21 protein-coding genes are annotated in these 21,370 nt (G+C 74.4%); 12 read left to right on the top strand and 9 right to left on the bottom strand.

The features are described from left to right. Nucleotides 1-4 precede the first annotated feature (4 nt). Nucleotides 5-766, bottom strand: coding sequence for a pirin family protein (locus tag ACWCYY_RS28700; protein WP_449797680.1), 762 nt, complete (start codon nucleotides 764-766; stop codon nucleotides 5-7). 138 nt (nucleotides 767-904) lie between these two features. Here ACWCYY_RS28700 and ACWCYY_RS28705 point away from each other — a divergent pair, with 138 nt between their 5' ends. After that, nucleotides 905-1,993 carry a WD40/YVTN/BNR-like repeat-containing protein gene (locus tag ACWCYY_RS28705; protein WP_449797681.1) on the top strand — a complete coding sequence of 363 codons (1,089 nt, stop codon included), beginning with the start codon at nucleotides 905-907 and terminating at the stop codon, nucleotides 1,991-1,993. Between the two features lie 196 nt (nucleotides 1,994-2,189). On the opposite strand, the gene ACWCYY_RS28710 is transcribed toward ACWCYY_RS28705, so the two are convergent. Together ACWCYY_RS28710 and ACWCYY_RS28715 are read right to left on the bottom strand one after the other, a co-directional pair. Continuing rightward, the gene (locus ACWCYY_RS28710; RefSeq protein ID WP_449797682.1) at nucleotides 2,190-2,891 is read right to left on the bottom strand and encodes a hypothetical protein; all 702 of its coding nucleotides are present in this window, start codon (nucleotides 2,889-2,891) and stop codon (nucleotides 2,190-2,192) included. A 52-nt stretch (nucleotides 2,892-2,943) separates the two neighbouring features. Beyond that, a complete protein-coding gene (locus ACWCYY_RS28715; protein WP_345289018.1) occupies nucleotides 2,944-3,408 on the bottom strand; it encodes a MarR family winged helix-turn-helix transcriptional regulator in 465 nt (154 codons plus the stop codon). A gap of 97 nt (nucleotides 3,409-3,505) precedes the next feature. On the opposite strand from ACWCYY_RS28715, the gene ACWCYY_RS28720 reads away from it, so the two are divergent. After that, a complete protein-coding gene (locus tag ACWCYY_RS28720) occupies nucleotides 3,506-4,006 on the top strand; it encodes a VOC family protein (RefSeq protein ID WP_345289019.1) in 501 nt (166 codons plus the stop codon). Between the two features lie 89 nt (nucleotides 4,007-4,095). Here the strand turns inward: ACWCYY_RS28720 and ACWCYY_RS28725 are convergent, their stop codons facing one another. The 3 genes from ACWCYY_RS28725 to ACWCYY_RS28735 all read right to left on the bottom strand — a co-directional run bounded on the left by ACWCYY_RS28725 (nucleotide 4,096) and on the right by ACWCYY_RS28735 (nucleotide 7,239). Continuing rightward, nucleotides 4,096-4,485, bottom strand: a complete 390-nt coding sequence (locus ACWCYY_RS28725; RefSeq protein ID WP_345289020.1) for a hypothetical protein — start codon at nucleotides 4,483-4,485, stop codon at nucleotides 4,096-4,098. 163 nt (nucleotides 4,486-4,648) lie between these two features. Further along, nucleotides 4,649-5,809 carry an ADP-ribosylglycohydrolase family protein gene (locus ACWCYY_RS28730; RefSeq protein WP_345289021.1) on the bottom strand — a complete coding sequence of 387 codons (1,161 nt, stop codon included), beginning with the start codon at nucleotides 5,807-5,809 and terminating at the stop codon, nucleotides 4,649-4,651. Between the two features lie 11 nt (nucleotides 5,810-5,820). Next, nucleotides 5,821-7,239 carry an FAD-binding oxidoreductase gene (locus tag ACWCYY_RS28735; RefSeq protein ID WP_449797683.1) on the bottom strand — a complete coding sequence of 473 codons (1,419 nt, stop codon included), beginning with the start codon at nucleotides 7,237-7,239 and terminating at the stop codon, nucleotides 5,821-5,823. Between the two features lie 185 nt (nucleotides 7,240-7,424). On the opposite strand from ACWCYY_RS28735, the gene ACWCYY_RS28740 reads away from it, so the two are divergent. The 5 genes from ACWCYY_RS28740 to ACWCYY_RS28760 all read left to right on the top strand — a co-directional run bounded on the left by ACWCYY_RS28740 (nucleotide 7,425) and on the right by ACWCYY_RS28760 (nucleotide 11,626). Further along, complete coding sequence (locus ACWCYY_RS28740; protein ID WP_449797684.1) at nucleotides 7,425-7,853, top strand: ester cyclase; 429 nt, start codon at nucleotides 7,425-7,427, stop codon at nucleotides 7,851-7,853. A 112-nt stretch (nucleotides 7,854-7,965) separates the two neighbouring features. Beyond that, nucleotides 7,966-9,516 carry an AMP-binding protein gene (locus tag ACWCYY_RS28745; protein WP_449797685.1) on the top strand — a complete coding sequence of 517 codons (1,551 nt, stop codon included), beginning with the start codon at nucleotides 7,966-7,968 and terminating at the stop codon, nucleotides 9,514-9,516. Nucleotides 9,517-9,750: 234 nt separating this feature from the next. Continuing rightward, nucleotides 9,751-10,548: a TIGR03084 family metal-binding protein gene (locus tag ACWCYY_RS28750; RefSeq protein ID WP_449797686.1), complete on the top strand. Its 798-nt coding sequence runs from the start codon at nucleotides 9,751-9,753 to the stop codon at nucleotides 10,546-10,548. 64 nt (nucleotides 10,549-10,612) lie between these two features. Then, complete coding sequence (locus ACWCYY_RS28755) at nucleotides 10,613-11,056, top strand: hypothetical protein (protein WP_449797687.1); 444 nt, start codon at nucleotides 10,613-10,615, stop codon at nucleotides 11,054-11,056. A gap of 153 nt (nucleotides 11,057-11,209) precedes the next feature. Continuing rightward, nucleotides 11,210-11,626, top strand: coding sequence for an SSI family serine proteinase inhibitor (locus ACWCYY_RS28760; protein WP_380150085.1), 417 nt, complete (start codon nucleotides 11,210-11,212; stop codon nucleotides 11,624-11,626). Nucleotides 11,627-11,657: 31 nt separating this feature from the next. Here the strand turns inward: ACWCYY_RS28760 and ACWCYY_RS28765 are convergent, their stop codons facing one another. Then, the gene (locus ACWCYY_RS28765) at nucleotides 11,658-12,158 is read right to left on the bottom strand and encodes an anthrone oxygenase family protein (protein WP_449797688.1); all 501 of its coding nucleotides are present in this window, start codon (nucleotides 12,156-12,158) and stop codon (nucleotides 11,658-11,660) included. A gap of 125 nt (nucleotides 12,159-12,283) precedes the next feature. On the opposite strand from ACWCYY_RS28765, the gene ACWCYY_RS28770 reads away from it, so the two are divergent. Then, nucleotides 12,284-13,210, top strand: a complete 927-nt coding sequence (locus tag ACWCYY_RS28770; RefSeq protein WP_449797689.1) for an AraC family transcriptional regulator — start codon at nucleotides 12,284-12,286, stop codon at nucleotides 13,208-13,210. 33 nt (nucleotides 13,211-13,243) lie between these two features. Here ACWCYY_RS28770 and ACWCYY_RS28775 read toward each other — a convergent pair whose 3' ends face one another. After that, nucleotides 13,244-14,140: a LysR family transcriptional regulator ArgP gene (locus tag ACWCYY_RS28775; RefSeq protein WP_380150082.1), complete on the bottom strand. Its 897-nt coding sequence runs from the start codon at nucleotides 14,138-14,140 to the stop codon at nucleotides 13,244-13,246. Nucleotides 14,141-14,209: 69 nt separating this feature from the next. Here ACWCYY_RS28775 and ACWCYY_RS28780 point away from each other — a divergent pair, with 69 nt between their 5' ends. The 4 genes from ACWCYY_RS28780 to ACWCYY_RS28795 all read left to right on the top strand — a co-directional run bounded on the left by ACWCYY_RS28780 (nucleotide 14,210) and on the right by ACWCYY_RS28795 (nucleotide 20,611). Then, complete coding sequence (locus ACWCYY_RS28780; protein ID WP_380150081.1) at nucleotides 14,210-14,833, top strand: LysE/ArgO family amino acid transporter; 624 nt, start codon at nucleotides 14,210-14,212, stop codon at nucleotides 14,831-14,833. Between the two features lie 143 nt (nucleotides 14,834-14,976). After that, nucleotides 14,977-15,717, top strand: a complete 741-nt coding sequence (locus tag ACWCYY_RS28785) for a hypothetical protein (RefSeq protein ID WP_449797690.1) — start codon at nucleotides 14,977-14,979, stop codon at nucleotides 15,715-15,717. A 1-nt stretch (nucleotide 15,718) separates the two neighbouring features. Continuing rightward, complete coding sequence (locus ACWCYY_RS28790; protein ID WP_449797691.1) at nucleotides 15,719-17,293, top strand: DNA polymerase Y family protein; 1,575 nt, start codon at nucleotides 15,719-15,721, stop codon at nucleotides 17,291-17,293. A 39-nt stretch (nucleotides 17,294-17,332) separates the two neighbouring features. Then, nucleotides 17,333-20,611, top strand: coding sequence for an error-prone DNA polymerase (locus ACWCYY_RS28795; protein WP_449797692.1), 3,279 nt, complete (start codon nucleotides 17,333-17,335; stop codon nucleotides 20,609-20,611). Between the two features lie 45 nt (nucleotides 20,612-20,656). Here ACWCYY_RS28795 and ACWCYY_RS28800 read toward each other — a convergent pair whose 3' ends face one another. Beyond that, nucleotides 20,657-21,331, bottom strand: a complete 675-nt coding sequence (locus ACWCYY_RS28800) for a hypothetical protein (RefSeq protein WP_380150077.1) — start codon at nucleotides 21,329-21,331, stop codon at nucleotides 20,657-20,659. Nucleotides 21,332-21,370: the final 39 nt, after the last annotated feature.

Genomic DNA, 21,370 nt, shown 5'->3' on the forward strand with positions numbered 1-21,370 from the left:
CCCGTCAGGAGAAGCTGACCGCCGCGTCCATCTCCCACATCAGCACCTCGGCGCCCGCCGCCCCGGCGGTGATCCGCTGCCCCTCGGCGGCGGCGATCCGGGCGGCGTCGCCCTCGTGCAGCAGGCCGGTGCCCTCCAGGGCGACCTCGCCCTTGGCGACGAAGAGGTGGACGAACGGCGCGGTCGCCGTGTCCACGGTCTCCGCCGGGCGCAGCCGGGCCACGTGCAGCGCGGCGTGCTTCTGCCGGATGCCGATCGCGCGCTGCCCGGCGTGCTTGCCCATCCCGGACGCGAGGACGGTCCAACCACCCTGCGCCAGCTGGTCGTTGATGTCCAGCTGCTCGTAGCCGGGGGCGATCCCGGCGGTGTCCGGGATGACCCACATCTGGACGAAGCGGACCGGGTCCTGGTGCTCGGGCTGCCCGGTGAGCGTCCAGGAGTCGTTCTTCTCGCTGTGCAGGATCCCGGCGCCCGCGCTCATCCGCTGGGCCAGGCCCGGGTAGATGACGCCGTTGTGCCCCTCGGAGTCCTGGTGCACCAGGCCGCCCTCCAGCACCCAGGTGACGATCTCCATGTCCCGGTGCGGGTGGGTGTCGAAGCCGGTGCCGGGGGCCACCACGTCGTCGTTGGAGACCAGCAGCAGACCGAAGTGGGTGTTGGCCGGGTCCCAGTGCCGGGAGAAGGAGAAGGAGTGGCGGGAGTCGAGCCAGCGCGCCTCGGTGTGGAAGCGGTCGGCCGCGCGGCGGACGTCGGTGGTGGTGGCCATCGGTACGGCTCCTCTCAGGTACTTGTTGAATCATAAACCATCGACCACCCTCCCCGATTCCCGGCGCGCTGACGTGCGACCACCCCCCGCCCGGAGCAGACTGGCGCCGCCAACGACCTCTCCCCCAGGTGGTACGCCATGACCGAGTCACTGCTGGCCGTCGGAACGCAGAAGGGCCTCTTCCTGGGCCGCAGCCGCGACCGCCGCACGTGGGACTTCACCGGCCCGCACTTCCCCATGAACGCGATCTACTCGGTGGCCGTGGACCGCCGCCCGGAGCGCCCGCGCATCCTGGCCGGCGCCGACAGCAGCCACTGGGGCCCGTCCGTCTGGTGGTCCGACGACCTCGGCGCCACCTGGCAGGAGCCCACCACCCCCGCCGTCCGCTTCCCCGAGCACACCGGCACCTCGCTGGAGCGGGTCTGGCAGCTCCACCCGGCGGGCCCGGAGGCGCCCGGCGTGGTGTACGCGGGCACCCAGCCGGCCGCGCTGTTCCGCTCCACCGACGGCGGCGAGAGCTTCGCCCTGGACGAGAACCTCTGGGCCCACCCGCAGCGCGCCGAGTGGGCGGCCGGCTTCGGCGGCCAGGGCCTGCACACGATCCTGACGGACCGTCGGAGCCCGGACGCGGTCACCGTCGCGGTCTCCACCGGCGGCGTCTACCGCACCACCGACGGCGGCAAGAGCTGGCAGCCCTCCAACACCGGCATCCGGGCCACCTTCCTGCCGGACGAGTACCCCGAGTTCGGCCAGTGCGTGCACAAGGTCGCCGTCGACCCGGCCGACCCGGACCGCCTCTACCTGCAGAACCACGGCGGGGTCTACCGCAGCGACGACGCGGGCGGCCACTGGCAGGACATCGGCACCGACCTCCCCGCCACCTTCGGCTTCGGCCTGGCCGCCCACCCCCACCACGGCGGCACCGCCTACCTCTTCCCGCTCGACGCCGACTACGCCCGCCTCCCGGTGGACCGCCGCTGCCGCGTCTTCCGCACCACCGACGCCGGCGCCACCTGGCAGCCGCTGGCCACCGGCCTCCCCGGCGAGGACCACTACGGCGTGGTCCTGCGCGACGCGCTGTGCACCGACGACGCCTCCCCCGCCGGCGTCTACTTCGGCAACCGCAACGGCGAGGTCTACGGCTCGGCCGACGAGGGCGAGAGCTGGAGCCTGCTGGCCCAGCACCTCCCGGACGTCCTCTGCGTACGCGCCGTCACGCTGCCCTGAGCTCGCGCCCGCGAGGGTGACGGCCCGTCAGGCTCGCCTCCGCGCGGACCCTCCGGCCCGCACGGATGACCACCTGGACCGGCACCGGAACGACCCGGGCGGACCGGTTCCGCATCCCCGTCGAGAAGCGAGGCACGCCCTGCCACCCGGCATCCGCAACCACCGGCCGGCACCGCCGGGCCCCGCGCCGCGAGGATCAGCGCGCCGAACGGACCAGCGCGGCACGGACGTCCAGCCCGAGGTGGAGCAGGAGCAGCCCGGCGCAGACCACCACCGCCGAGGCGGCTCCGCCCACCGCGACGAGCAGCACCGCCACCGTGACCACCAGCGTGTGCACCGTCTGCGCCCCGGTCGACCAGGCGACCCGGTGCAGGCCGTCCGCGCCGCCCGGCAGGGCCGCGGGCAGCAGCGCGGCGAGCACCAGGAAGAGCCCGGCACCGGCCGCGGTCAGGTCACGGTCCGTCAGCGTCCACCCCTGGTCCGACCGGACCACCGCCGTGGCGTCCGTCCCGGCCAGCGCCGCCCCGACGGGCACCAGCAGCAGCCAGACCGCCACCGAGCGCAGCCAGACCCAGGCCGGGCGGTCGAAGTCCACCAGCTCGGGCCCGTCCGGGTGCAGTCGGACGGGCCGCCGGGCCCGGGACAGGTGGCGGGCCGTCAGTTCGTCGAACGAGGGCCCCTTGGTCAGCCGGACCGGCCGCCGGGCCGGGGCGTCGCCGCGGCTCTCGGCCCGCCACCGCCGGAGCACCGCCAGCCGCAGCCAGAGCAGCACCAGCACCGCCGGAGCCACCCCGACGGCCGCCGGCGGACCCTCCGGCGTCCCGACCGCCAGGACCGCCCCCGCGAGCACCAACGCGTACACCGCCAGCCCGAGCCCGCGCACCCACCACATCAACACCGTGCCACTCCCCCCTGGAGACGTCCCGTGCCGGGGGGAGTATGACAGGGGGTCAGCGATCGGCCGAGCGCAGGCGTCCGCTGACGGTGCCCAGGCCCTCGGCCAGCACGGCCAGCTGCTCCCGGGTGAGGACGTCGATCAGCACCTCGCGGACGGTGGCGACGTGGCCGGGGGCGACCTCGCGCAGGACCTGCCAGCCGTACTCGGTGAGCTCGGCGAAGACGCCGCGCACGTCGCTGGAGCAGGAGCGGCGGCCGACCAGGCCGGCCTTCTCCAGCTGGGTGATCTGGTAGGTGAGGCCGCTCTTGGAGGTGACCAGGCGGTCGGCCAGGTCGGTCATCCGGAGCGAGCGGCCGGGGGCCTCGGAGAGCTGGCTGAGGATCTCGTACTGGGTGTGGGACAGGCCCGCGCTCTCCTTGAGCTGCTGCTCCAGGCGGCGCTCGATCAGGTTGCTGGCGACCACGAACGCCCGCCAAGCCACCTGTTCCTCGTCGTCCAACCATCTGGGCTCGTCCATGCCGCCGATTCTACCGGTTGTTCAAATTCGAACCAAGGTGTACCGTGACGTATGTCAGGTTCAAATTTGAACCAGATTCTCGGAGCAGGAGCCAGCCATGCCAGTCCGTCGCCTGAACCACGCCGTCCTCTACGTCCGCGACGTGGCCCGTTCGGTCGCCTTCTACACCAACGCCTTCGGCTTCAAGGTCGACGTCGAGATCCCCGGCCGCGCCGCCTTCCTGAGCGCCGAGGACACCCTCAACGACCACGACCTCGGCCTCTTCGCCGTCGGTGAGCAGGCCCCCTCCCCCGGCCGGGGCAGCGTCGGGCTGTACCACCTGGCCTGGGAGGTCGGCACCCTCGGCGAGCTCGCGGAGATCGCCACCAGGCTGAGCGCCACCGGCTCGATCGTCGGCGCCACCGACCACGGGGTCTCCAAGTCCTTCTACGCCAAGGACCCGGACGGCATCGAGTTCGAGGTGATGTGGCGGGTGCCGCGCGAGGAGTGGCCCTCCGCCGAGGACGGGGCCGGCATGCGCTCCCTCGACCTGCACGCCGAGCTGGCCCGCTGGGGCGCCGACCTGAAGACCGGCGCGGCGGCCGGCTCCGCCACCTGACGGACCGTCCGCGCCCGTGACGCGCCGCAGGGGCCCGGCCGGATCACCGGCCGGGCCCCTGCCCGTGCTGAGGCCCTACGCGCCCGGGCTCAGTAGCCCAGCGCGTCGCCGCCGACCGCGAACGCGTCCTCGCAGAGCGACTCGGCGTCGCCGCCGATCGCGGCGGCCGGGCCCTCCGCCCAGGCGTCGCCGCCCACGGCGCCCGCGAACTCGCCGCCCTTGGCGTCGCCGCCCACCGCGCCGGCCTCGCCGCCGCCCGTGGCGTCGCCGCCGACCGCGCCCGCGTCACCGGCGGCGTCGACGTCACCGCCGACGGCCAGCGCGGACCCGTCGCCCACGGTCACGGCGTTGCCGCCGACGGCCAGCGAACCGTGCGAGTGGCGGCAGTGGTCGTGGGCCGAGGCCACGCCCGCGCCCATGACGAGGGCACAGCCGCAGAGGGCGGCGGCAGCGGTGATCTTGGCAAGAGTCGTACGCATGATGATGAAGTCCTCCGAGGTCGGTACGGGACTCCACCTGAATCGGCACCCCCCGCCCGCCCCATGAGCCCCCGTCACCCGCCCGGCGGAGCGATCACCTCCGCTTCCACCCCCACGAGTGCGCCGGAGCTCCCCCACCCGCCCGCCGTCACGGCGCCGGGGCTCAGTGCTCCCAAGGGCGGTCCTCGCCCGGACGCACCTCGGCGGCGAAGTCGTCGGCCAGTTGGGCGATCACCGCGCGGCCCTCGATCCGCTTCAGCCAGTGGAGGGGCAGGCGGACGTCGCCGTGGTGGGCGCCGAGCAGGTTGCCGGCGATGGAGCCGGTGGAGTCGCTGTCGCCGGAGTGGTTGACGGAGAGCAGGAGGGCGGCCTCGATCGGGGTGCGGGCCGGGGAGGGGTCGCAGACGGTGGGGCCGTGGCCGTAGCTGTAGGTCTGCGGGCGGGTCCGGGCCAGCACCGCGTAGACGCCGATGGCCAGCGCCTCCTCCGCCACCCAGCCCTGGCCGAGCCGCTCCAGCTGCTCCGCGCTCGCCTCGCCCTCCTCCGCCAGGTCGACCGCCCGCCGCAGCGCGGTGGAGGTCTCCTCGTGCCCGGGGTGGCGCCGCAGCAGCTCCAGGGTCCGCAGCACCGCGCCCAGCGGCGACTCCCCGTCCACCAGGTGGCTGATGATCGCCGCGAAGGCCCCGGCCGCGTAGTAGCCGGTGGGGTGCCCGTGGGTGATCTGGGCACAGTTGGCGGCCAGTTGGAAGGAGTGCTCGGCGCCCTGCAGGGTGAAGCCGAACGGCGCCGAGCGCATCACGGTGCCGCACCCCTTGGAGTCCGGGTTGACCGGACCGGGCGCGCCGGTGAGCTTCGCGTACGGGTGCGGGGCCTGTGGGCTGCGCAGGCCGGAGAGGCAGGCGTTGCCGGGGGCGCGGCGGGCGTAGAGCCAGGGCTCCAGCCGCAGTTCGCCGCTCCGGTGCCGCAGCCCCTCGGCCGGGGGCGGGGCCGGGAGCTGCTGGGTGTCCAGCCAGCGGAGGTAGGCGTCCAGCACCAGTTCGCCCTCGGCGCCGGTGATGCCGCGGTCCCGGGCCCGGCGGTAGCCGTTCAACCGGCCCTCGGCGCTGAAGAGCGTCATCTGGGTGTCGTCGGTGATCCGCCCGACCACGCCCTCGTGGTCGGCCACCGGGCCGGTGATCCCGGCCGGTCCGTACGAGGCCCGGATCTCCGCGAGGGAGCGGAACTCCACCGGGTTGCCCAGCGCGTCGCCGATCGCTCCGCCGAGCAGGCAGCCCCGCAGCCGGGAACGGTACGCGGTCAGTTCGGCCCAGGAGGCGTGCGGCACCTGATGGCTCCTCAGTCTGGTGTGTCCGGCGGATCCGGTCTGATGTTCTGGTTGAGCCGGAACAGGTTACCCGGGTCCCAGGCGCGCTTGAGCTCCCGCAACCGCCGGTACTTCGCCTCGCCGTAGGCCTGCCGGACGCGCTGCTCGCCCTCCTCCATCAGGAAGTTGACGTACACGCCGGTGTGGTGCGGGGCGAGCGCCCGCCACAGGCCGCGGGACCACGCCCGCTCCTCCTCGAAGCCCTCGGGGCCGGCGCAGGTGGCGTTGATGTTGAAGGTGTGCCCGGCGCCGCGGCCGCTGAAGGCGGTCTCGTCCTCGCCCACCCGGGCGATGGCGCCGCCGAGTTGGAAGATCGGGAAGCTGGTGAGCGGGGAGGCGATCCGCGCCGCGTGCTCGGCCGTCACCTCGATCACCTCGTCGGAGAGCCGGGCCACGTCGCAGGACTTGAAGTAGTACCAGCGCCCGGCCGGGAAGGACGGGTCCAGCGAGGCCTGGTGCTCCAGGTAGGGCTTGGGGCGGCACAGGTCGGCGGCCGGCGGGCCGAAGCGGCGCAGCGGGCCCAGCACCTTCTCGCCCCGCTCCGGGTCACCGGCCCAGCAGCACATCACCACCACGGCCAACCGCCCGACCAGCTCGGCCGGTACGCCGGGCAGCGGCGGCGCGGTGCGGTGCACCACGGCGGTGGTCAGCTCGTCCGGGGCCTCCTCGATCCACTCCCGGTAGAAGCGCAGCAGCCGCGCCGAGTCGGCCACCGGCCAGAACAGCGGCCCGGCCAGCACGGCCGGCCCGACCGGGTGCATCCGGTACTCGAACTCGGTGACCACCCCGAAGTTGCCTCCGCCCCCGCGCAGCCCCCAGTACAGCTCCGGGTTCTCCCGGGCGTCGGCCCGGACCCGCTCGCCGCCGGCGGTGACCAGCTCGGCGCCGAGCAGCTGATCGACCGTCAGGCCGTACTTGCGCATCAGCCAGCCGATCCCGCCGCCGAGGGTGAGCCCCGCCAGGCCGGTGTGGGTGACGATCCCGGACGGGACGGCCATCCCCACCCGCTGGGTGGCCGCGTCCAGCTCTCCGAGCAGCGCCCCGGCCTGGGCGCGGACGGTACCGGCCTGCTCGTCCACGGTGATCCGGCGCAGCCCGGAGAGGTCGATCACGATGCCGCCCTCGCAGAGCGACTGGCCGGAGAAGCTGTGCCCGCCGCTGCGGACCGCCACCGGCAGGCCGTCGCCGTCGGCGTGCCGGGCGGCGGCCCAGCGGACCGCGGCGGCCACGTCCGCCGGGTCGGCGCAGTAGGCGATCAGGGCCGGGCGGCGGTCGATCGAGCCGTTCCAGATCCGGCGGCCCTCCTCGTACTCCGGATCCCCGGGCCGCACCAGCCGGCCGCGGAACCCGCGCCGCAGCTCCCTGACGTCCACCTGCGTGCTGGTGTCCATCGGCTCTTCCCTCGCCGCCGTCCGGCCCCCGCCCTCCCAGTCTGGCACCGGCCCCGGGGGGCGTCCCGGGAGCGGGGGCGGCCGTCCCGGGACCGCGACCGGGGGACCGCGCGGGGGCGCGACCCGGGGCCGTCCCGGGAGGAGAATGGGAGGCACTTCCCCTCTTGACCGAGGAGGTGGTCGCCATGGGCGAGGCTCGCGAGCTCATGGACCGCCTGACCGCCGCGGTGACCGGTACGCCCGACCTGGAGGCGCTCGGCGAGTGCCTCGCCGAGGACGTGGTCGCGTCGACCCCGGACCAGCCCGAACTGCGGGGGCGCAAGGCCCTGGTGGACTACTTCGGGGACATGACGGAGTCGGTCCCGGACGCCCGCTTCGAAGCGACCGCCACGTACGAGGCCGGTGACACCGCGATCGACGAGGGCTACTACACCGGCCGTAACACCGGGCCGCTGACGATGCCCGACGGCTCGAAACTGCCGCCCACCCAGCGGGAGATCAGGATCCGCGGCTGCGACCTGGCCACCGTGCGGGACGGCCGGATCGTCGAGTACCGGCTCTACTTCGACCAGTTCGAGTTCATGAGCCAGCTGGGGCTGGTGCCCGAGGAGTGACGGGTCCGTCCCCCGGTACGGGCAGGAGTGACGGGGCGGCCCCCTGGTGCCGGTGGGCCGGAAGGGGTACGCCCCCTGTCGGTGCGGCGGCCCGCGCGGCAGAGTGTGCCCCATGCAGACTCCACTCACCGTGATGGACTTCCTCCGGCGGGCCGAGACGGTCTACGGCGACCGGATCGGGATCGTCGACGAACCCCTCCAACCCGCCGAGTCCTGGGGCGACCTGACGTACCGACGGGTGGCCGAGCTGGCCCGCGCCCAGGCGGCCGGGCTGGACCGGCTGGGCATCGGGCCGGGCGAGCGGGTGGCGATCGTCTCCCACAACTCCGCCCGGTTGATGACCTCGCTCTACGGGGTGAGCGGCCACGGCCGCATCCTGGTCCCGGTGAACTTCCGGCTGCGGGCCGAGGAGGTCGCCTACATCGTCGAACACAGCGGCGCCAGTGCCCTGTTGGTCGACCCCGAGCTGGACGAGGCGCTGACCGGCGTCCCGGTGAAGCACCGCTTCGTGCTGGGCGCGGAGAGCGACGCCCAGCTGTACGACTTCGACCGCGAGCCGGTGCGGTACGAGATCGCCGAGTCGGACACCGCGACGATCAACTTCACCAGCGGAACCACCGCCCGCCCCAAGGGCGTTCAGCTCACCCACCGCAACCTCTGGCTGAACGCGGTGCTGATGGGCCTGCACTTCGGCGCCAGTGACCGCGACGTCTACCTGCACACCCTGCCGATGTTCCACGCCAACGGCTGGGGCATGCCGTTCGCCCTCACCGGCCTCGGCGCGCAGCACGTCGTGCTGCGCAAGGTGGACGGCGCCGAGATCCTGCGCCGGATCGACCGGCACGGCGTCACCTTCCTCTGCGGCGCCCCCGCCGTGGTGGCCTCGGTGCTGGCGGCCGCCGCCGAGTGGGACGGGCCGGTGCCCGGCCGGGACCGGGTGCGGATGATCGTCGCCGGGGCGCCGCCGCCCACCTCCGTGGTGCAGCGGGTGGAGGAGGAGCTCGGCTGGGAGTTCATGCAGATCTACGGCCTGACCGAGACCTCCCCGATCGCCACCGTCAACCGCGGCCGGGCCGAGTGGGACGGGCTCCCGCCGCTGGAGCGGGCCGAACGGCTGGTGCGGCAGGGGTCGGCCTCGATCGGCACCGAGCTGCGGGTGGACGAGGAGGGCGAGGTGCTGATCCGCTCCAACACCGTGATGACCGGCTACTGGAACCAGCCCGCCGAGACGGCGGAGGCGATCCGGGACGGCTGGTTCCACAGCGGCGACGGCGGCACTCTGACGGACGGGTACCTGACCGTCTCCGACCGGAAGAAGGACGTCATCATCACGGGCGGCGAGAACGTCTCCTCGATCGAGGTGGAGGACTGCCTCTACGCCCACCCGGTGGTGGCCGAGGTCGCGGTGATCGGCGTGCCGGACGCCAAGTGGGGCGAGACCGTCAAGGCACTGGTGGTCCGCCGGGACGGCGTGTCCGCCGCCACCCCGGACGAGGAGCTGTCCGCCGAGCTGATCGCCCACTGCAAGGAGCGCCTGGCCGGCTACAAGGCGCCGACCTCGGTGGAGTTCCGCTCCGAACTGGCCCGGACCACGACCGGCAAGCTGCAGAAGTTCAAGCTCCGCGAGCCCTACTGGGAGGGCCGCGACCGCCAGGTCAACTGACCCCCGGCGGCGGACGCCCCACCACCGACGCCCCGGCTCCCGACACCTCCCGACTCGGCCGGGGCGCACGGCTCGGCGCCGCCGCCCCACCAACCCCTGTGTCCCCACCCCGTACGCCTCACCCCGTACGCCTGACCTCGTGCACCTCGCGCGTACGCCTCACCCGCCGTGCCGATCCCCCCTCCCCGCCATGCCCAACCCCTCCGTCCCCGACCGTCGTTGAGGAGCCATCCCGTGGCCGATGCCACCGCCCTGTTGGACGACCTGCGTGACGAGACCGAGTCGCTGGACGCCCTCGTCGCCCCGCTGGACGCCGCCGGTTTCGCGACCCCGACCCCCGCCGAGGGGTGGACCGTCGCGCACCAGATCTCCCACCTCGCCTGGACCGACCGGTGGTCGCTGCTGGCCTGCCGGGAGGGGGCCGAGGAGTTCCAGGCCCGCTTCACCGACCTGCTGGCCACCGGCGACGACCCGGTGGAGGCCGGGGCGGCCGAAGGCGTCGGCGAGGAGCCCGCCGAGCTGCTGGCCCGCTGGCGGGCCGGCCGGGCCGAGCTGGCCGAGGCGCTCGCGGAGGCCGCCGCCTCGGGGCGTCAACTCCCTTGGTTCGGGCCGCCGATGAAGGCACCCACGATGGCCACCGCCCGGCTGATGGAGACCTGGGCACACGGCCAGGACGTGGCCGACGCCCTCGGCGTGGTCCGGGAACCGACCGCCCGGCTGCGGCACGTGGCCCACCTCGGGGTGCGGACCATGGGCTTCGCGTTCGTCCTGCACGGCCTGCCCGCCCCGGAGGCACCGGTCCGGGTGGAGCTGACCGCGCCCTCCGGCGAACCGTGGACCTGGGGCCCGGCCGAGGCCGCCGACTCGGTGCGCGGACCGGCCCTGGACTTCTGTCTGCTGGTCACCCAACGACGCCACCGCGACGAGCTCGCCCTGCGGGTGGCGGGGCCGGTGGCCGAGGCCTGGCTGCCGATCGCCCAGGCCTTCGCCGGGACCCCGGGGGCCGGTCGGCCCGCACCGCAGCAGAACTGACCGGCCGTCAATTCACTCCGGCGAGCGATTTCATGTTTTACCAATTCATGGTGAAGTCTTTGCCATGAGGAAATACTTCGCACTCGCCGCCGCCACCGCCCTCCTCCTCCCGCTCGCCGCCACCCCGCCCGCCACGGCGGCGTCCGCGCCCCGGACGCCGCTCGGCGAGGTGGACTCCTTCTTCGCCGAGTACCGCCTCGCCGCCCTCGGCGAGATCGAGGAGTACCCGGACGAGATCCGCGCCAGGACGCTCTCCCCGCCGCTGAACGCGGAGTTGGAGACCTGGTCCGCCACCCACGGCGGAGCCGACCCGGTCTTCCGGGAGCGGAACATCCCGCGCAGCTGGTCCCTGCACGAGGCCCCGCCGACAGCCGGCCGGCCCGGATCCCGCACGATCTCCCTCACCGAGACCTGGTACGAGGGCGGCTCCCGCGAGGTCGTCTTCACCGTCCACCTCCCCGACCTGCGGATCACCGCCATCACCGACCCGCCGTCCCGAGCCGGCTGACAACCCGTCACCCAGCAGCCCCGCGCGGTCCCCGGGTCAACCGAACGCGTCAGGCCCCACGCTGCACCCCCGGTCGCCCGAACGAGTCGGACCTCACCCCTGTGGGGGACAGTGGTTTGGCGCGTCCGGGCGCCCGTGGCCAGGCTGGTCGCCATGACCCCTCCCCGCCTGCTCCCCGTCGCCCTCGCCCTGGCCGCCGCCTGCTGCTCCGCACCGGCCGTCATCCCCGCCGAAGCCCGCCCCCTCGCCCCGCAACCGGCCAACTCCACCCTGGTCCTGACGGTCAGTGAGGGCGACACCGTCTCCTCCACCCCCGAGGACCGCACCACGCTCGACTGCTCCGCCAGCCCCAGCGGCACCCACCCCGCCCCCGACGCCGCCTGCACGGCACTGGCGGCGGCGGGCGGCGATCCGGACCGGCTGCGCGGAGCCGTCGGCACGCTCTGCACGGCCCTCTACTCCCCCGTCGCCGCTACCGCCGAAGGCGTCTGGGAGGGGTCCCCGGTCAAGTGGTCGCGGACCTTCGGCAACCGTTGCCAGCTGCGCGCCGCGACCTCCCCCGTCTTCTGACCCCTCCCCCGCGCCGCCCCGCCCCGCAGACTCAGCCCGCGCTGCGCCCGCCCAGCACCAGCGCGGTCACCAGGCAGCCGAACCCGGCCGTGCCCGCCACCGTCCGCACGGTGTTCCACGTCACCCAGGTCGTCTCGAACTTCTCCCGTACCGCGGCCAGGTCCGGGATGTGGTCGAGCGAACCGGCCGCCGCCAGCTGGTCGTTGAGCGGCACGTTGACCGCGCCCGTGACCACCACCAGCACGGTGTACAGCACCGCCGCCGCCACCAGCCAGGGCAGCGGACCCCGGTGGCCGGCCCCCAGGTGCAGCGCCACCACCGCCAGCGCCAGCACCAACGCCCCCATGAAGACCGTCATGAACCACCCGTTCAGAATGGCCACGTTGATCCGCTGCATGGTCTCCACGAAGGTCCGGTCGTCCGCCTTCGCCAGCCCCGGCATGACCGAGACGGTGTAGGAGAAGAACAGCCCCGCACTCAGCCCCATCGTCACCGTAGCCGCCAGCAGCACCGCGGTTCTGAACCAAGCCATCTTCCGTTTCCCCCTACATCTCGCGTTCCACCGTGTCTTTCTGATGACCAGTCAACCGCCTCCGCCCCTCCGGCACCATGGTCGTCCGACTCCCGTCCATACGCACGCGTCTACACTCGGCGCCCATGGACGCACTCGCCGGTCTGCTCGCCGGCCCCCGGGCCCGGGGCGCCTTCTTCCTCCGCTCCGTGTTCACCCCGCCCTGGTCGATCCGGATCGAGGACCGGGCCCCGCTCACCCTGCTGATCCCGATCACCGGCACCGCCTGGGTGGTCCCCGACCCGGGGAGCGGTGCCCCCGTCCGACTCGCCCCCGGCGACGTGGCGGTGACGCGCGGCCCGGCCCCGTACACCGTCGCCGACTCCCCCGACACCGCGCCCACCGTGGTGGTCCACCCCGACCAGACCTCCACCACCCTCGACGGCGAGCCGCTCTGCGCCGAGCTCGACCAGGGCGTCCGTACCTGGGGCGACGCCCCGGACGGGCCCACCGTCCTGATCTGCGGCACGTACCAGCTGCGCGGCGAGGTCAGCCGCAGCCTGCTCGACGCCCTCCCGCCGCTGCTCTCCCTCCCCCTGGACTCACCCCTGACCGCCCTGCTCGGCGAGGAGATCGGCCTGGACCGCCCCGGGCAGGACGCCGTCCTGGACCGGCTGCTGGACCTCCTGCTGATCACCACCCTGCGCGCCTGGTTCGACCGCCCCGACTCGGACGCCCCGCCCTGGTACCGCGCCCACACCGACCCCGTGGTCGGCCGGGCCCTCCGCCTGCTCCACTCCGACCTGGCCCGCCCCTGGACGGTCGCCGAGCTGGCCACCACCGTCGGCGTCTCCCGCGCCGCCCTGGCCCGGCGCTTCACCGACCTGGTCGGCGAACCCCCGATGGCCTACCTCACCACCCGCCGCCTCGCCCTGGCCGCCGACCTCCTCCACGACCCCGCCACCACCCTCGCCGCCGTCGCCCACCAGGTCGGCTACTCCACCCCCTTCGCCCTGAGCACGGCCTTCAAGCGCGTCCACGGCATCAGCCCCACCGAACACCGCACGGCCTGAATCCTGCTGCCCGGCCTGCCGCCGGCAGGTGGATCAGGCCAACAGGGCCTCGGCAGCGGCCCTCACGACGACCTCGGCGACCGTGGACAGGGCGGGCGAATCCAGCTTCCACTGCTGCCAGTACAGGGGAACGTCCATGGGCCGGGCGGGCGCCAGCTCCACCAGCCGCCCGGCCCGCAGCAGCGGCTCGGCCTGCGACTCGGGCACCAGCCCCCAGCCGAAGCCGGCGGCCACCGCGTCCCGGAACCCGTCCGAGGCGGGCACCAGGTGGCGGGTCCGCCCGGCGCCCGACCGGCCCCCGGTGAGGGAGCGGACGAACTCGTCCTGGAGCTCGTCGCGCCGGTCGAAGACCACGGTCGGGGCTTCGCGCAGGTCCTCGGCCAGGTCCCCGGTGAGGTGACGGGCCGTGAACTCCGGTGCGGCAACGGCCAGGTAGCGGGCCAGCCCGAGCCGCCGCACGGTGCAGCCGGCCACCGGATCGGGCGAGGAGGTGACGGCGGCCATCACCTGGCCCTCCCGCAGCAGGGCGGTGGTGTGGGACTCGTCCTCCCGGTGGAGCTCGAAGCAGATCGGCGGGTCCTGCGGCACCCTGGTGAGCGCGGGCAGGAACCAGGTCGCGAGGGAGTCGGCGTTGACCGCGATCGGGACCCGGGCCGGCCCCTGCTCGGCCGCCAGGCCCAGGTCGGCCCGGGCGTCCCGCTCCAGGCGGGCCACCTGGCGGGCGAACCGGACCAGCACCTCGCCGGACTCGGTGAGCCGCACCGGCTTGGTGCGCAGGAGCAGGACCCGCCCGGTGCGCTGCTCCAGGGCCTTGACGCGCTGGCTGACGGCGGAGGGGGTCACGTGCAGGACGGCGGCCGCGGCGTCGAAGGTGCCCTCGTCGACCACCGCGAGCAGGGTCCGGACCTGGTCCAGGGGAAGCTCGTTCATAAGCACGGCTGAGGTTACCTAAGAATCTTTAGCTGTACTCATCCTTACGTGATCCATACGGTCGAAGCCATGAACGCCAGCACCATCACCGCCGCAGCCGCCGGCTTCGGCACCGGGCTCTCCCTCATCGTGGCCATCGGAGCCCAGAACGCCTTCGTCCTGCGCCAAGGCGCCCGTCGACAGGCCGTCCTCGCGGTGGTCGCCATCTGCGCCGTCTCGGACGCGGTGCTGATCGCGCTCGGCGTGACGGGGGTGGGCACGGTGGTCGCGGCCTGGCCCGCAGCACTGAGCGCGGTGGGCCTGGTGGGCGGGGCGTTCCTGCTCTGCTACGGCCTCCTGGCCGCCCGGCGGGTACTGCGCCCCGATCCGACGGCCGCTCTCACCGGCGGGGGACCGGACGCGAGGTCCGTCCGGCGCGCGGTCCTGACCTGCCTGGCACTGACCTGGCTGAACCCGCACGTGTACCTCGACACCGTCCTCCTGCTGGGTTCGCTCGCCTCCGACCGGGGCGACCTGCGCTGGGCCTTCGGCACCGGCGCGGCGCTGGCCAGCCTGTGCTGGTTCGCCGGCCTGGGCTTCGGCGCCCGCCTGCTGAGCGGCGCCCTGTCCCGGCCGAAGGCCTGGCGAGTGCTGGACGGGCTGGTCGCGGCGACCATGCTGGCGATGGGCGGGATGCTGGTCGCCGGGGCGTAGGCCTATCAACAACGGCGATCCACCACGGCGATCAGGCCACCTCCATGACCTGCAGTGATAGCACCATATCGAACGGGTGACCGATTCGGGGAAAGTCGAACCCCGGCTTCCCTTTTTCGTTCGTTTGTTCGACAGTGGGTGCTGTGGAGGCATCCCTGGCCGCTCTGGCACCCCGGCTCCAGCTGTCCCGTCCGGGGCAGCTGGTCCCGGTGCTGCCCGCGCTCGAGGGCCTGCTGCCGGAGCGCGGCCTGCGCCCCGGCGCGGTGGTCTCGGTGACCGGCGGCGGCACCGCGCTGCTGCTGGCACTGGCGGCCGCCGCCTCGACCGCCGGCACCTGGTGCGCGGCGGTCGGCATCGAGGGCCTCGGCCTGCTCGCGGCGGCCGAGCTCGGCGTCGACCTGTCGCGCCTGGTGGTGGTCGGAGAGGCCGGCGACCAGTGGGCCCGGGTCGCGACGGCGCTGGCCGACGGCGTCGGCGTGCTGCTGCTGCGCCCGTCCGGCCGGGTGCAGCCCCGGGTCGCGGAGCAGCTGACCACGGTGGCCAGGCGCGGTGGCTGCGCGCTGGTGGTGTCCGGCGAGTGGCCGGGTGCCCGGGTCCGGCTGCGGGTGGCCGCCCGCTCCTGGGAGGGCGTCGGCCAGGGCCGCGGCCGTCTGCGGGCCCGCCGCCTGGTGGTGGAGGCCAGTGGCCGCGGGGCCGCGGCGCGCGAACGGCAGCACCAACTCTGGCTACCGGACCGCGAGGGCTCGATCCGGACCGTCCGCCCCGGCGACTCCGGTACCGCCCACCCCGGCGCCGCCCACCAGTCCACCGCCCACCACCGCACGCCCGGCACACCCCCCGGCACGGTGCCCGGCACGGCGCACGGCCCGCTGGCGGTGGTCTGAGATGCCCCGGAAGGCCGCAGCGGAAGCACCGACCCCCCTCCACGAGGCCGCTCCCCCACGGGTGTTGGCCGTCTGGGTGCCGGACTGGCCGGTCGTCGCCGTCCTCGGTGCGGAGCCGGGGCCGGACCTGCTGGTCGTCGTGACCGAGCGCGGCCGGGTGCTGGCCGCCTCCGCCGCCGCCCGGCGCGGCGGTGTGCGACAGGGTCAGAAGGTGCGCTCCGCCCGGTCGTTGGTGGCCGGCCTGGCGGTGCACGAGCGGCGGGCCGACGCGGAGGCCGCGCTGTTCGAGCCGGTGGCGGACGCGGTGGCCGTGCTGGCCGCCCGGCTGGAGGTGGTCCGCCCCGGGCTGCTGGCGCTGCCGGCCGCCGGTGCGGCCCGGTACCACGGCGGCGAGGAGACCCTGGCGGAGAAGGTGGTCGACGCGGTCGAGGCGGTCGGCCACGAGTGCCGGATCGGGATCGCCGACGGCCTGTTCGCGGCGCAGCTGGCGGCCCGGGCCGGACGGGTCGTGCCGGACGGGGAGAGCGCCCGGTTCCTGGCGGGGATCCCGGCCTCGGAGCTGGCGGAGCCGAAGCTGGCCGATCTGCTGGGGCGGCTCGGCATCCTGACGATCGGTCAGTTCGCCGCCCTGTCGGCCGGTGGCGTCGCGGACCGCTTCGGCCGCGCCGGCCTGGCCGCGCACCGGCTGGCCTGGGGCCTGGAGGCCCGGCCGGTGGTGGCCCGCCCGCCCGGGGTGGAGCTGACGGTGGAGCAGCGCTTCGAGCAGCCGTTCACGGTGGTGGAGCCCTTGGTGTTCGCGGCCCGGTCGCTGGCCGAGCGCCTGCACGCCGGGCTGGCCGGTGCGGGGCTGGCCTGCGGGCGGGTCGAGATCGAGGTCGAGTGCGCCGACGGGACGGGTGCGTCCCGGGCCTGGCGGCACGAGGGCCTGCTGTCCGTCGGTGCGGTGGCCGAGCGGGTCCGGTGGCAGTTGCAGGCGTGGCAGCAGCGGCAGGTGTTCGCCGAGGCGTCCGGCGGAGTGGTGGCGCTGCGGCTGGTCCCGGACGGCCTGGTGCGCGATCCGGGCCGTCAGCTGTCGCTGGCCGACGGGGACCAGGAGGCCACCGAGCGGATCGAGCGGGCGGTGGCCCGGGTGCAGGCGATCCTCGGCCACACCGCACCGGTCACCGTCGAGCTGAGCGGCGGCCGCGCCCCCGCCGACCGGGTGGTGCGCACCCCCTGGGGCGACGCCCACCAGGAGCGCCGCGCGGACGGCCCCTGGCCGGGCCGGCTGCCCGCACCCTCGCCGACCGAGGTGCCGCCCGCCCCGGTGCCGATCAGGCTGCTGGACGCCGAGGGGCGGGAGGTCGAGGTGACCGCCCGGGCCGAGGCCCGCAGTGCCCCGGCCCGCCTGGTGCTGCGCACCGGTGCGGTGGAGGTGACCGGCTGGGCGGGGCCGTGGCCGGAGCAGGAGCGCTGGTGGACGCCGGACGAGGCCCGGCGCACCGCCCGGATGCAGGTCACCCTCGCCGACGGACGGGCCTTACTGCTCGCCGTCACCGGCGGCCGCTGGCGCCTCGAAGGCGACTACGACGCCTGACCCCCGATCACCTCTCCCCCGTACGACCGGACACAGCTCATGGGCTTCACCAACCACCCGAAGACTCCCTGGCGCGACCTGGAGCGCGCCATGCGGGGCTCTCTCCCTCAGGACCGCACGGTCGTCCCCTTCCCCGGGACCGGGGCCGGCACCGAACCGGTGCGACCGCCCGAGCCGGCCGCGACGACCACGACCGCCCCCGCCGACGCGGGCTGGGCCGAGCTGCACGTCCACACCACCTACAGCTTCCTCGACGGCGCCAGCGACCCGGCCGAACTGGTCGACGAGGCGGCCAGGTTGGGCATCGAGGCGCTCGCGGTCACCGACCACGACGGCCTCTACGCCGCGCCCGCCTTCGCCGTCGAGGCCCGCCGCACCGGCCTCGCCACCGTCTTCGGGGCGGAGCTGACCCTGGACGCCGCGCTCCCCCCGACCGGCGTCGCCGACCAGGACGGCGAGCACCTGCTGGTCCTGGCCCGGGGCGTGGAGGGCTACCGCCGCCTCGCCAAGGTGATCGGCGACGCCCACCTGGCCGGTGGCGCCAAACGCCGCCCCCGGTACGACCGCACGCACCTGACGGAGGCGCACGAGGGCCACTGGGCGGTGCTGACCGGCTGCCGCAAGGGCGCCGTCCGCCGCGCCCTGGAGACCGAGGGCACGGACGCCGCCGAACGCGAACTCCGCCTCCTCGCCGAGCGGTTCGGCCCCGCGAACGTCTTCGTCGAGCTGACCGACCACCACCTGCCCGGCGACGACGAACGCAACGACGCCCTCGCCGAACTCGCCGCCCGCACCGGCCTGACCCTGGTGGCCACCACCGCCGCCCACCACGCCTCCCCCTCCCAGGGCCGGCTCGCCCAGGCCCTGGCCGCCCTGCGCCAGGGCCGCTCGCTGGCCGAGGCCGAGGCCTACCTGGCGGCGGCCGGCACCGCCCACCTGCGCTCCCCCGCCGAGATGGCCCACCGCCTGGCCCCCTGGCCCGGCGTCCAGCGGACCACCGTGGAGCTCGCCCGCGAACTCGCCTTCGACTTCAAGGACCTCCAGCCGCAGATGCCCAGCTTCCCCGTCCCGGACGGCCGGACCGAGATCAGCTGGCTGCGCCGCCTCACCCTCGAAGCCACCGCCCGCCGCTTCGCCCCCGACAACGCCGAGGCCCACCGGCAGGTCGCCCACGAGCTGGACGTGATCGAGGAGTTGGAGCTCGCCGGGTACTTCCTGATCGTCCACGACATCGTGGCCTTCGCCCACCGGGCCGACATCTGGTGCCAGGGCCGGGGCTCGGCCGCCAACTCCGCCGTCTGCTACGCCCTGGGGATCACCAGCGTGGACCCGATCCACTACGGCCTGCTCTTCGAGCGCTTCCTCTCCCCCGAGCGGGACGGTCCGCCCGACATCGACCTGGACATCGAGCACCGCCGCCGCGAGGAGGTCATCCAGTACGTCTACGACACCTACGGCCGCGACCACGCCGCCCAGGTCGCCAACGTGATCAGCTACCAGCCCCGCCTGGCCGTCCGCGACGCCGCCCGCGCCCTCGGCTACGCCACCGGCGACCTCGACCGCTTCGCCGGTGCGACCGGCTGGTACGAGATGCCCCCGGCCGACTCCGGAGTGCCGGACGACGTCCGGGAGTTGGCCGCCGGGCTGCGCGGCCTGCCCCGCCACCTCGGCATCCACTCCGGCGGCATGGTCCTCACCCACGCCCCGATCGCCGAGACCTGCCCCACCGAGTGGGCCACCATGCCCGGCCGCTCCGTGCTCCAGTGGGACAAGGACGGCTGCGCGGAGGCCGGGCTGGTGAAGATCGACCTGCTCGGCCTCGGCATGCTCTCCGCCCTGCACGACGCCTGCGACCTGATCGAGCGTCACCACGGCCTGCGCTACGACCTGTCCACCATCCCGCCGGACGACGAGGCCGTCTACGAGATGCTCACCCGTGCCGACACCGTCGGCGTCTTCCAGGTCGAGTCCCGCGCCCAGGCCGGCGCCCTGCCGAGGATGCGCCCGTCGAAGTTCTACGACCTGGTCGTCCAGGTCGCCCTGATCCGCCCGGGCCCGATCCAGGGCGGCTCGGTCCACCCCTACATCCGCCGCCGCAACGGCCACGAGCCCGCCACCATCCCGCACCCCCTGATGGAGCGGGCCCTCACCAAGACCCTGGGCGTCCCGCTGTTCCAGGAGCAGATGATGCAACTGGCCATCGACTGCGCCGGGTTCACCCCCGCCGAGGCCGACCTGCTGCGCCAGGCGATGGGCTCCAAACGCTCCCACCAACGGGTCGCCGAACTCCGCGAGCGCCTGCTCACCGGGATGGCCGCGAACGACATCCCGCGCGAGGTGGCCGAGGACGTGTACACCAAGATCGACGCCTTCTCCGGCTACGGCTTCCCCGAGTCCCACGCCGCGTCATTCGCCCTGCTCGTCTACGCCAGCGCCTGGCTCAAGCTCAAGTTCCCCGAGGCCTTCACCTGCGCCCTGCTGGCCAACCAGCCGATGGGCTTCTACTCCCCGCTCAGCCTGATCGCCGACGCCCGCCGGCACGGCGTCACCGTGCTGCCCGCCGACGTCAACCACTCCCACCCCGGCCCCACCCTGGAACCCGTCCCCGGCTCCGAACGCCCCGCCATCCGGCTCGGCCTCGCCTCCGTCCGGGGCCTCGGCGAGGAGCAGGCCGCCGCCATCACCGCCGGGCAGCCCTACACCGGCCTGGAGGACTTCGCCCGCCGCACCGCCCTGCCCACCCCCGCCCTCGAAACCCTCGCCACCGCCGGCGCCTTCGCCGGCCTCGGGGCGACCCGCCGTCAGGCCCTCTGGTCCGCCGGGCTGCTGGCCCGCACCACCGACGACATGCTCCCCGGCACCACCCCCGCCCTCACCGCCCCGTCCGGGGTCCCGGAGATGACCGCGATCGAGGAGACCATCGCCGACCTCTGGGCCACCGGCGCCTCCGCCACCACCCACCCCGTCCAGCACGCCCGCCCCCACCTGGACCGCTGCGGCGCCCTCACCGCCACCGCCTTCAAGGAGGACGCCGCCCACGGCACCCTGGTGAGCGTCGGCGGCCTGGTCACCCACCGCCAACGCCCTCCCACCGCCGGCGGAGTCCTCTTCGTCTCCCTCGAGGACGAGACCGGCCTGGTCAACGTCGTCGTCCAACCCCACGTCTGGGAACAGCAACGCCGGGTCGCCCTCGGCTGCGCCGGCCTCCTCGTCCACGGCACCGCCGAACGCCGCGACGGCGCGATCAACCTCGTCGCCACCCGCCTCACCCCCCTCGTCCTCTCCGTCACCGGCCTGCGCAGCCGCGACTTCCGCTGAACGAGGGCCGGGGCCCGCTGCGGCCGGCCGACCGACCGGCCGCGGTCAGGCGTGCTTGACCGGGGGGAAGGCCTCCGCCGGGTTGACGTAGTACTTGCGGACCAACGGGCCGAAGCCGTCCGGCGAGCCGCCGAGGACCATGGCCTTGAGGACCTGGGTGCACTTCGCGTCCGAGTACACCGACACCCTCCCGACGGTGCCGCCGACGGCCCAGGGGATCCAGGCCTTCTGGGTCTCCACCGTGGCGCTGACGTCCGGGTCGAGCGCCAGGACGAAGCGGCGGCCGCCCGGCTCCTGCCCGGTGGCCAGCAGCACGATCACGTGGAACCCGGAGCGGTCCTTGGTGAGGAACCCGCTCTTGGCCCCGCCCACGTGCCAGGTCGGACCCTTGAGGGTCACCGCGCGGTCGGCGTGCAGGATGCCGCCGATCGCCTCCCACTTCGCCGCGATGTCCGGCGCCACCGCCAGGTCGGCGGGGTTGTACAGCCCCCCGATGCCCGGGCTCAGGCGCTCGCCCAGGTCCTTGGCGCGCTCGCCGCAGAGGCTGTCCAGCATCCCGTTGAAGAACGTGGAGTCGACCGGCATCTGCAGCCACACCTTGGCACGGTCGAGGGCCGTGGCCGCCACCGTGTCGTCGATCGCCTGCGAGAGCCGGTCCCGCAGCGTCGCGATCGCCGGTTCGGTCACGTCCCCGGCCTGCACGTACGCCTGATCCACCATGAGAACTCCCCCTCCGTCAACTCCCCTGCCACCACTATG

Source organism: Kitasatospora sp. NPDC001664, assembly GCF_053596675.1.

What these genes read in the sequence shown, in the direction of transcription:
- ACWCYY_RS28700 (WP_449797680.1), bottom strand. Translation starts at nt 766, where the DNA reads ATGGCCACCACCACCGACGTCCGCCGCGCGGCCGACCGCTTCCACACC.
- ACWCYY_RS28705 (WP_449797681.1), top strand. Translation starts at nt 905, where the DNA reads ATGACCGAGTCACTGCTGGCCGTCGGAACGCAGAAGGGCCTCTTCCTG.
- ACWCYY_RS28715 (WP_345289018.1), bottom strand. Translation starts at nt 3,408, where the DNA reads ATGGACGAGCCCAGATGGTTGGACGACGAGGAACAGGTGGCTTGGCGG.
- ACWCYY_RS28720 (WP_345289019.1), top strand. Translation starts at nt 3,506, where the DNA reads ATGCCAGTCCGTCGCCTGAACCACGCCGTCCTCTACGTCCGCGACGTG.
- ACWCYY_RS28725 (WP_345289020.1), bottom strand. Translation starts at nt 4,485, where the DNA reads ATGCGTACGACTCTTGCCAAGATCACCGCTGCCGCCGCCCTCTGCGGC.
- ACWCYY_RS28735 (WP_449797683.1), bottom strand. Translation starts at nt 7,239, where the DNA reads ATGGACACCAGCACGCAGGTGGACGTCAGGGAGCTGCGGCGCGGGTTC.
- ACWCYY_RS28740 (WP_449797684.1), top strand. Translation starts at nt 7,425, where the DNA reads ATGGGCGAGGCTCGCGAGCTCATGGACCGCCTGACCGCCGCGGTGACC.
- ACWCYY_RS28745 (WP_449797685.1), top strand. Translation starts at nt 7,966, where the DNA reads ATGCAGACTCCACTCACCGTGATGGACTTCCTCCGGCGGGCCGAGACG.
- ACWCYY_RS28755 (WP_449797687.1), top strand. Translation starts at nt 10,613, where the DNA reads ATGAGGAAATACTTCGCACTCGCCGCCGCCACCGCCCTCCTCCTCCCG.
- ACWCYY_RS28760 (WP_380150085.1), top strand. Translation starts at nt 11,210, where the DNA reads ATGACCCCTCCCCGCCTGCTCCCCGTCGCCCTCGCCCTGGCCGCCGCC.
- ACWCYY_RS28765 (WP_449797688.1), bottom strand. Translation starts at nt 12,158, where the DNA reads ATGGCTTGGTTCAGAACCGCGGTGCTGCTGGCGGCTACGGTGACGATG.
- ACWCYY_RS28770 (WP_449797689.1), top strand. Translation starts at nt 12,284, where the DNA reads ATGGACGCACTCGCCGGTCTGCTCGCCGGCCCCCGGGCCCGGGGCGCC.
- ACWCYY_RS28775 (WP_380150082.1), bottom strand. Translation starts at nt 14,140, where the DNA reads ATGAACGAGCTTCCCCTGGACCAGGTCCGGACCCTGCTCGCGGTGGTC.
- ACWCYY_RS28780 (WP_380150081.1), top strand. Translation starts at nt 14,210, where the DNA reads ATGAACGCCAGCACCATCACCGCCGCAGCCGCCGGCTTCGGCACCGGG.
- ACWCYY_RS28790 (WP_449797691.1), top strand. Translation starts at nt 15,719, where the DNA reads ATGCCCCGGAAGGCCGCAGCGGAAGCACCGACCCCCCTCCACGAGGCC.
- ACWCYY_RS28795 (WP_449797692.1), top strand. Translation starts at nt 17,333, where the DNA reads ATGGGCTTCACCAACCACCCGAAGACTCCCTGGCGCGACCTGGAGCGC.
- ACWCYY_RS28800 (WP_380150077.1), bottom strand. Translation starts at nt 21,331, where the DNA reads ATGGTGGATCAGGCGTACGTGCAGGCCGGGGACGTGACCGAACCGGCG.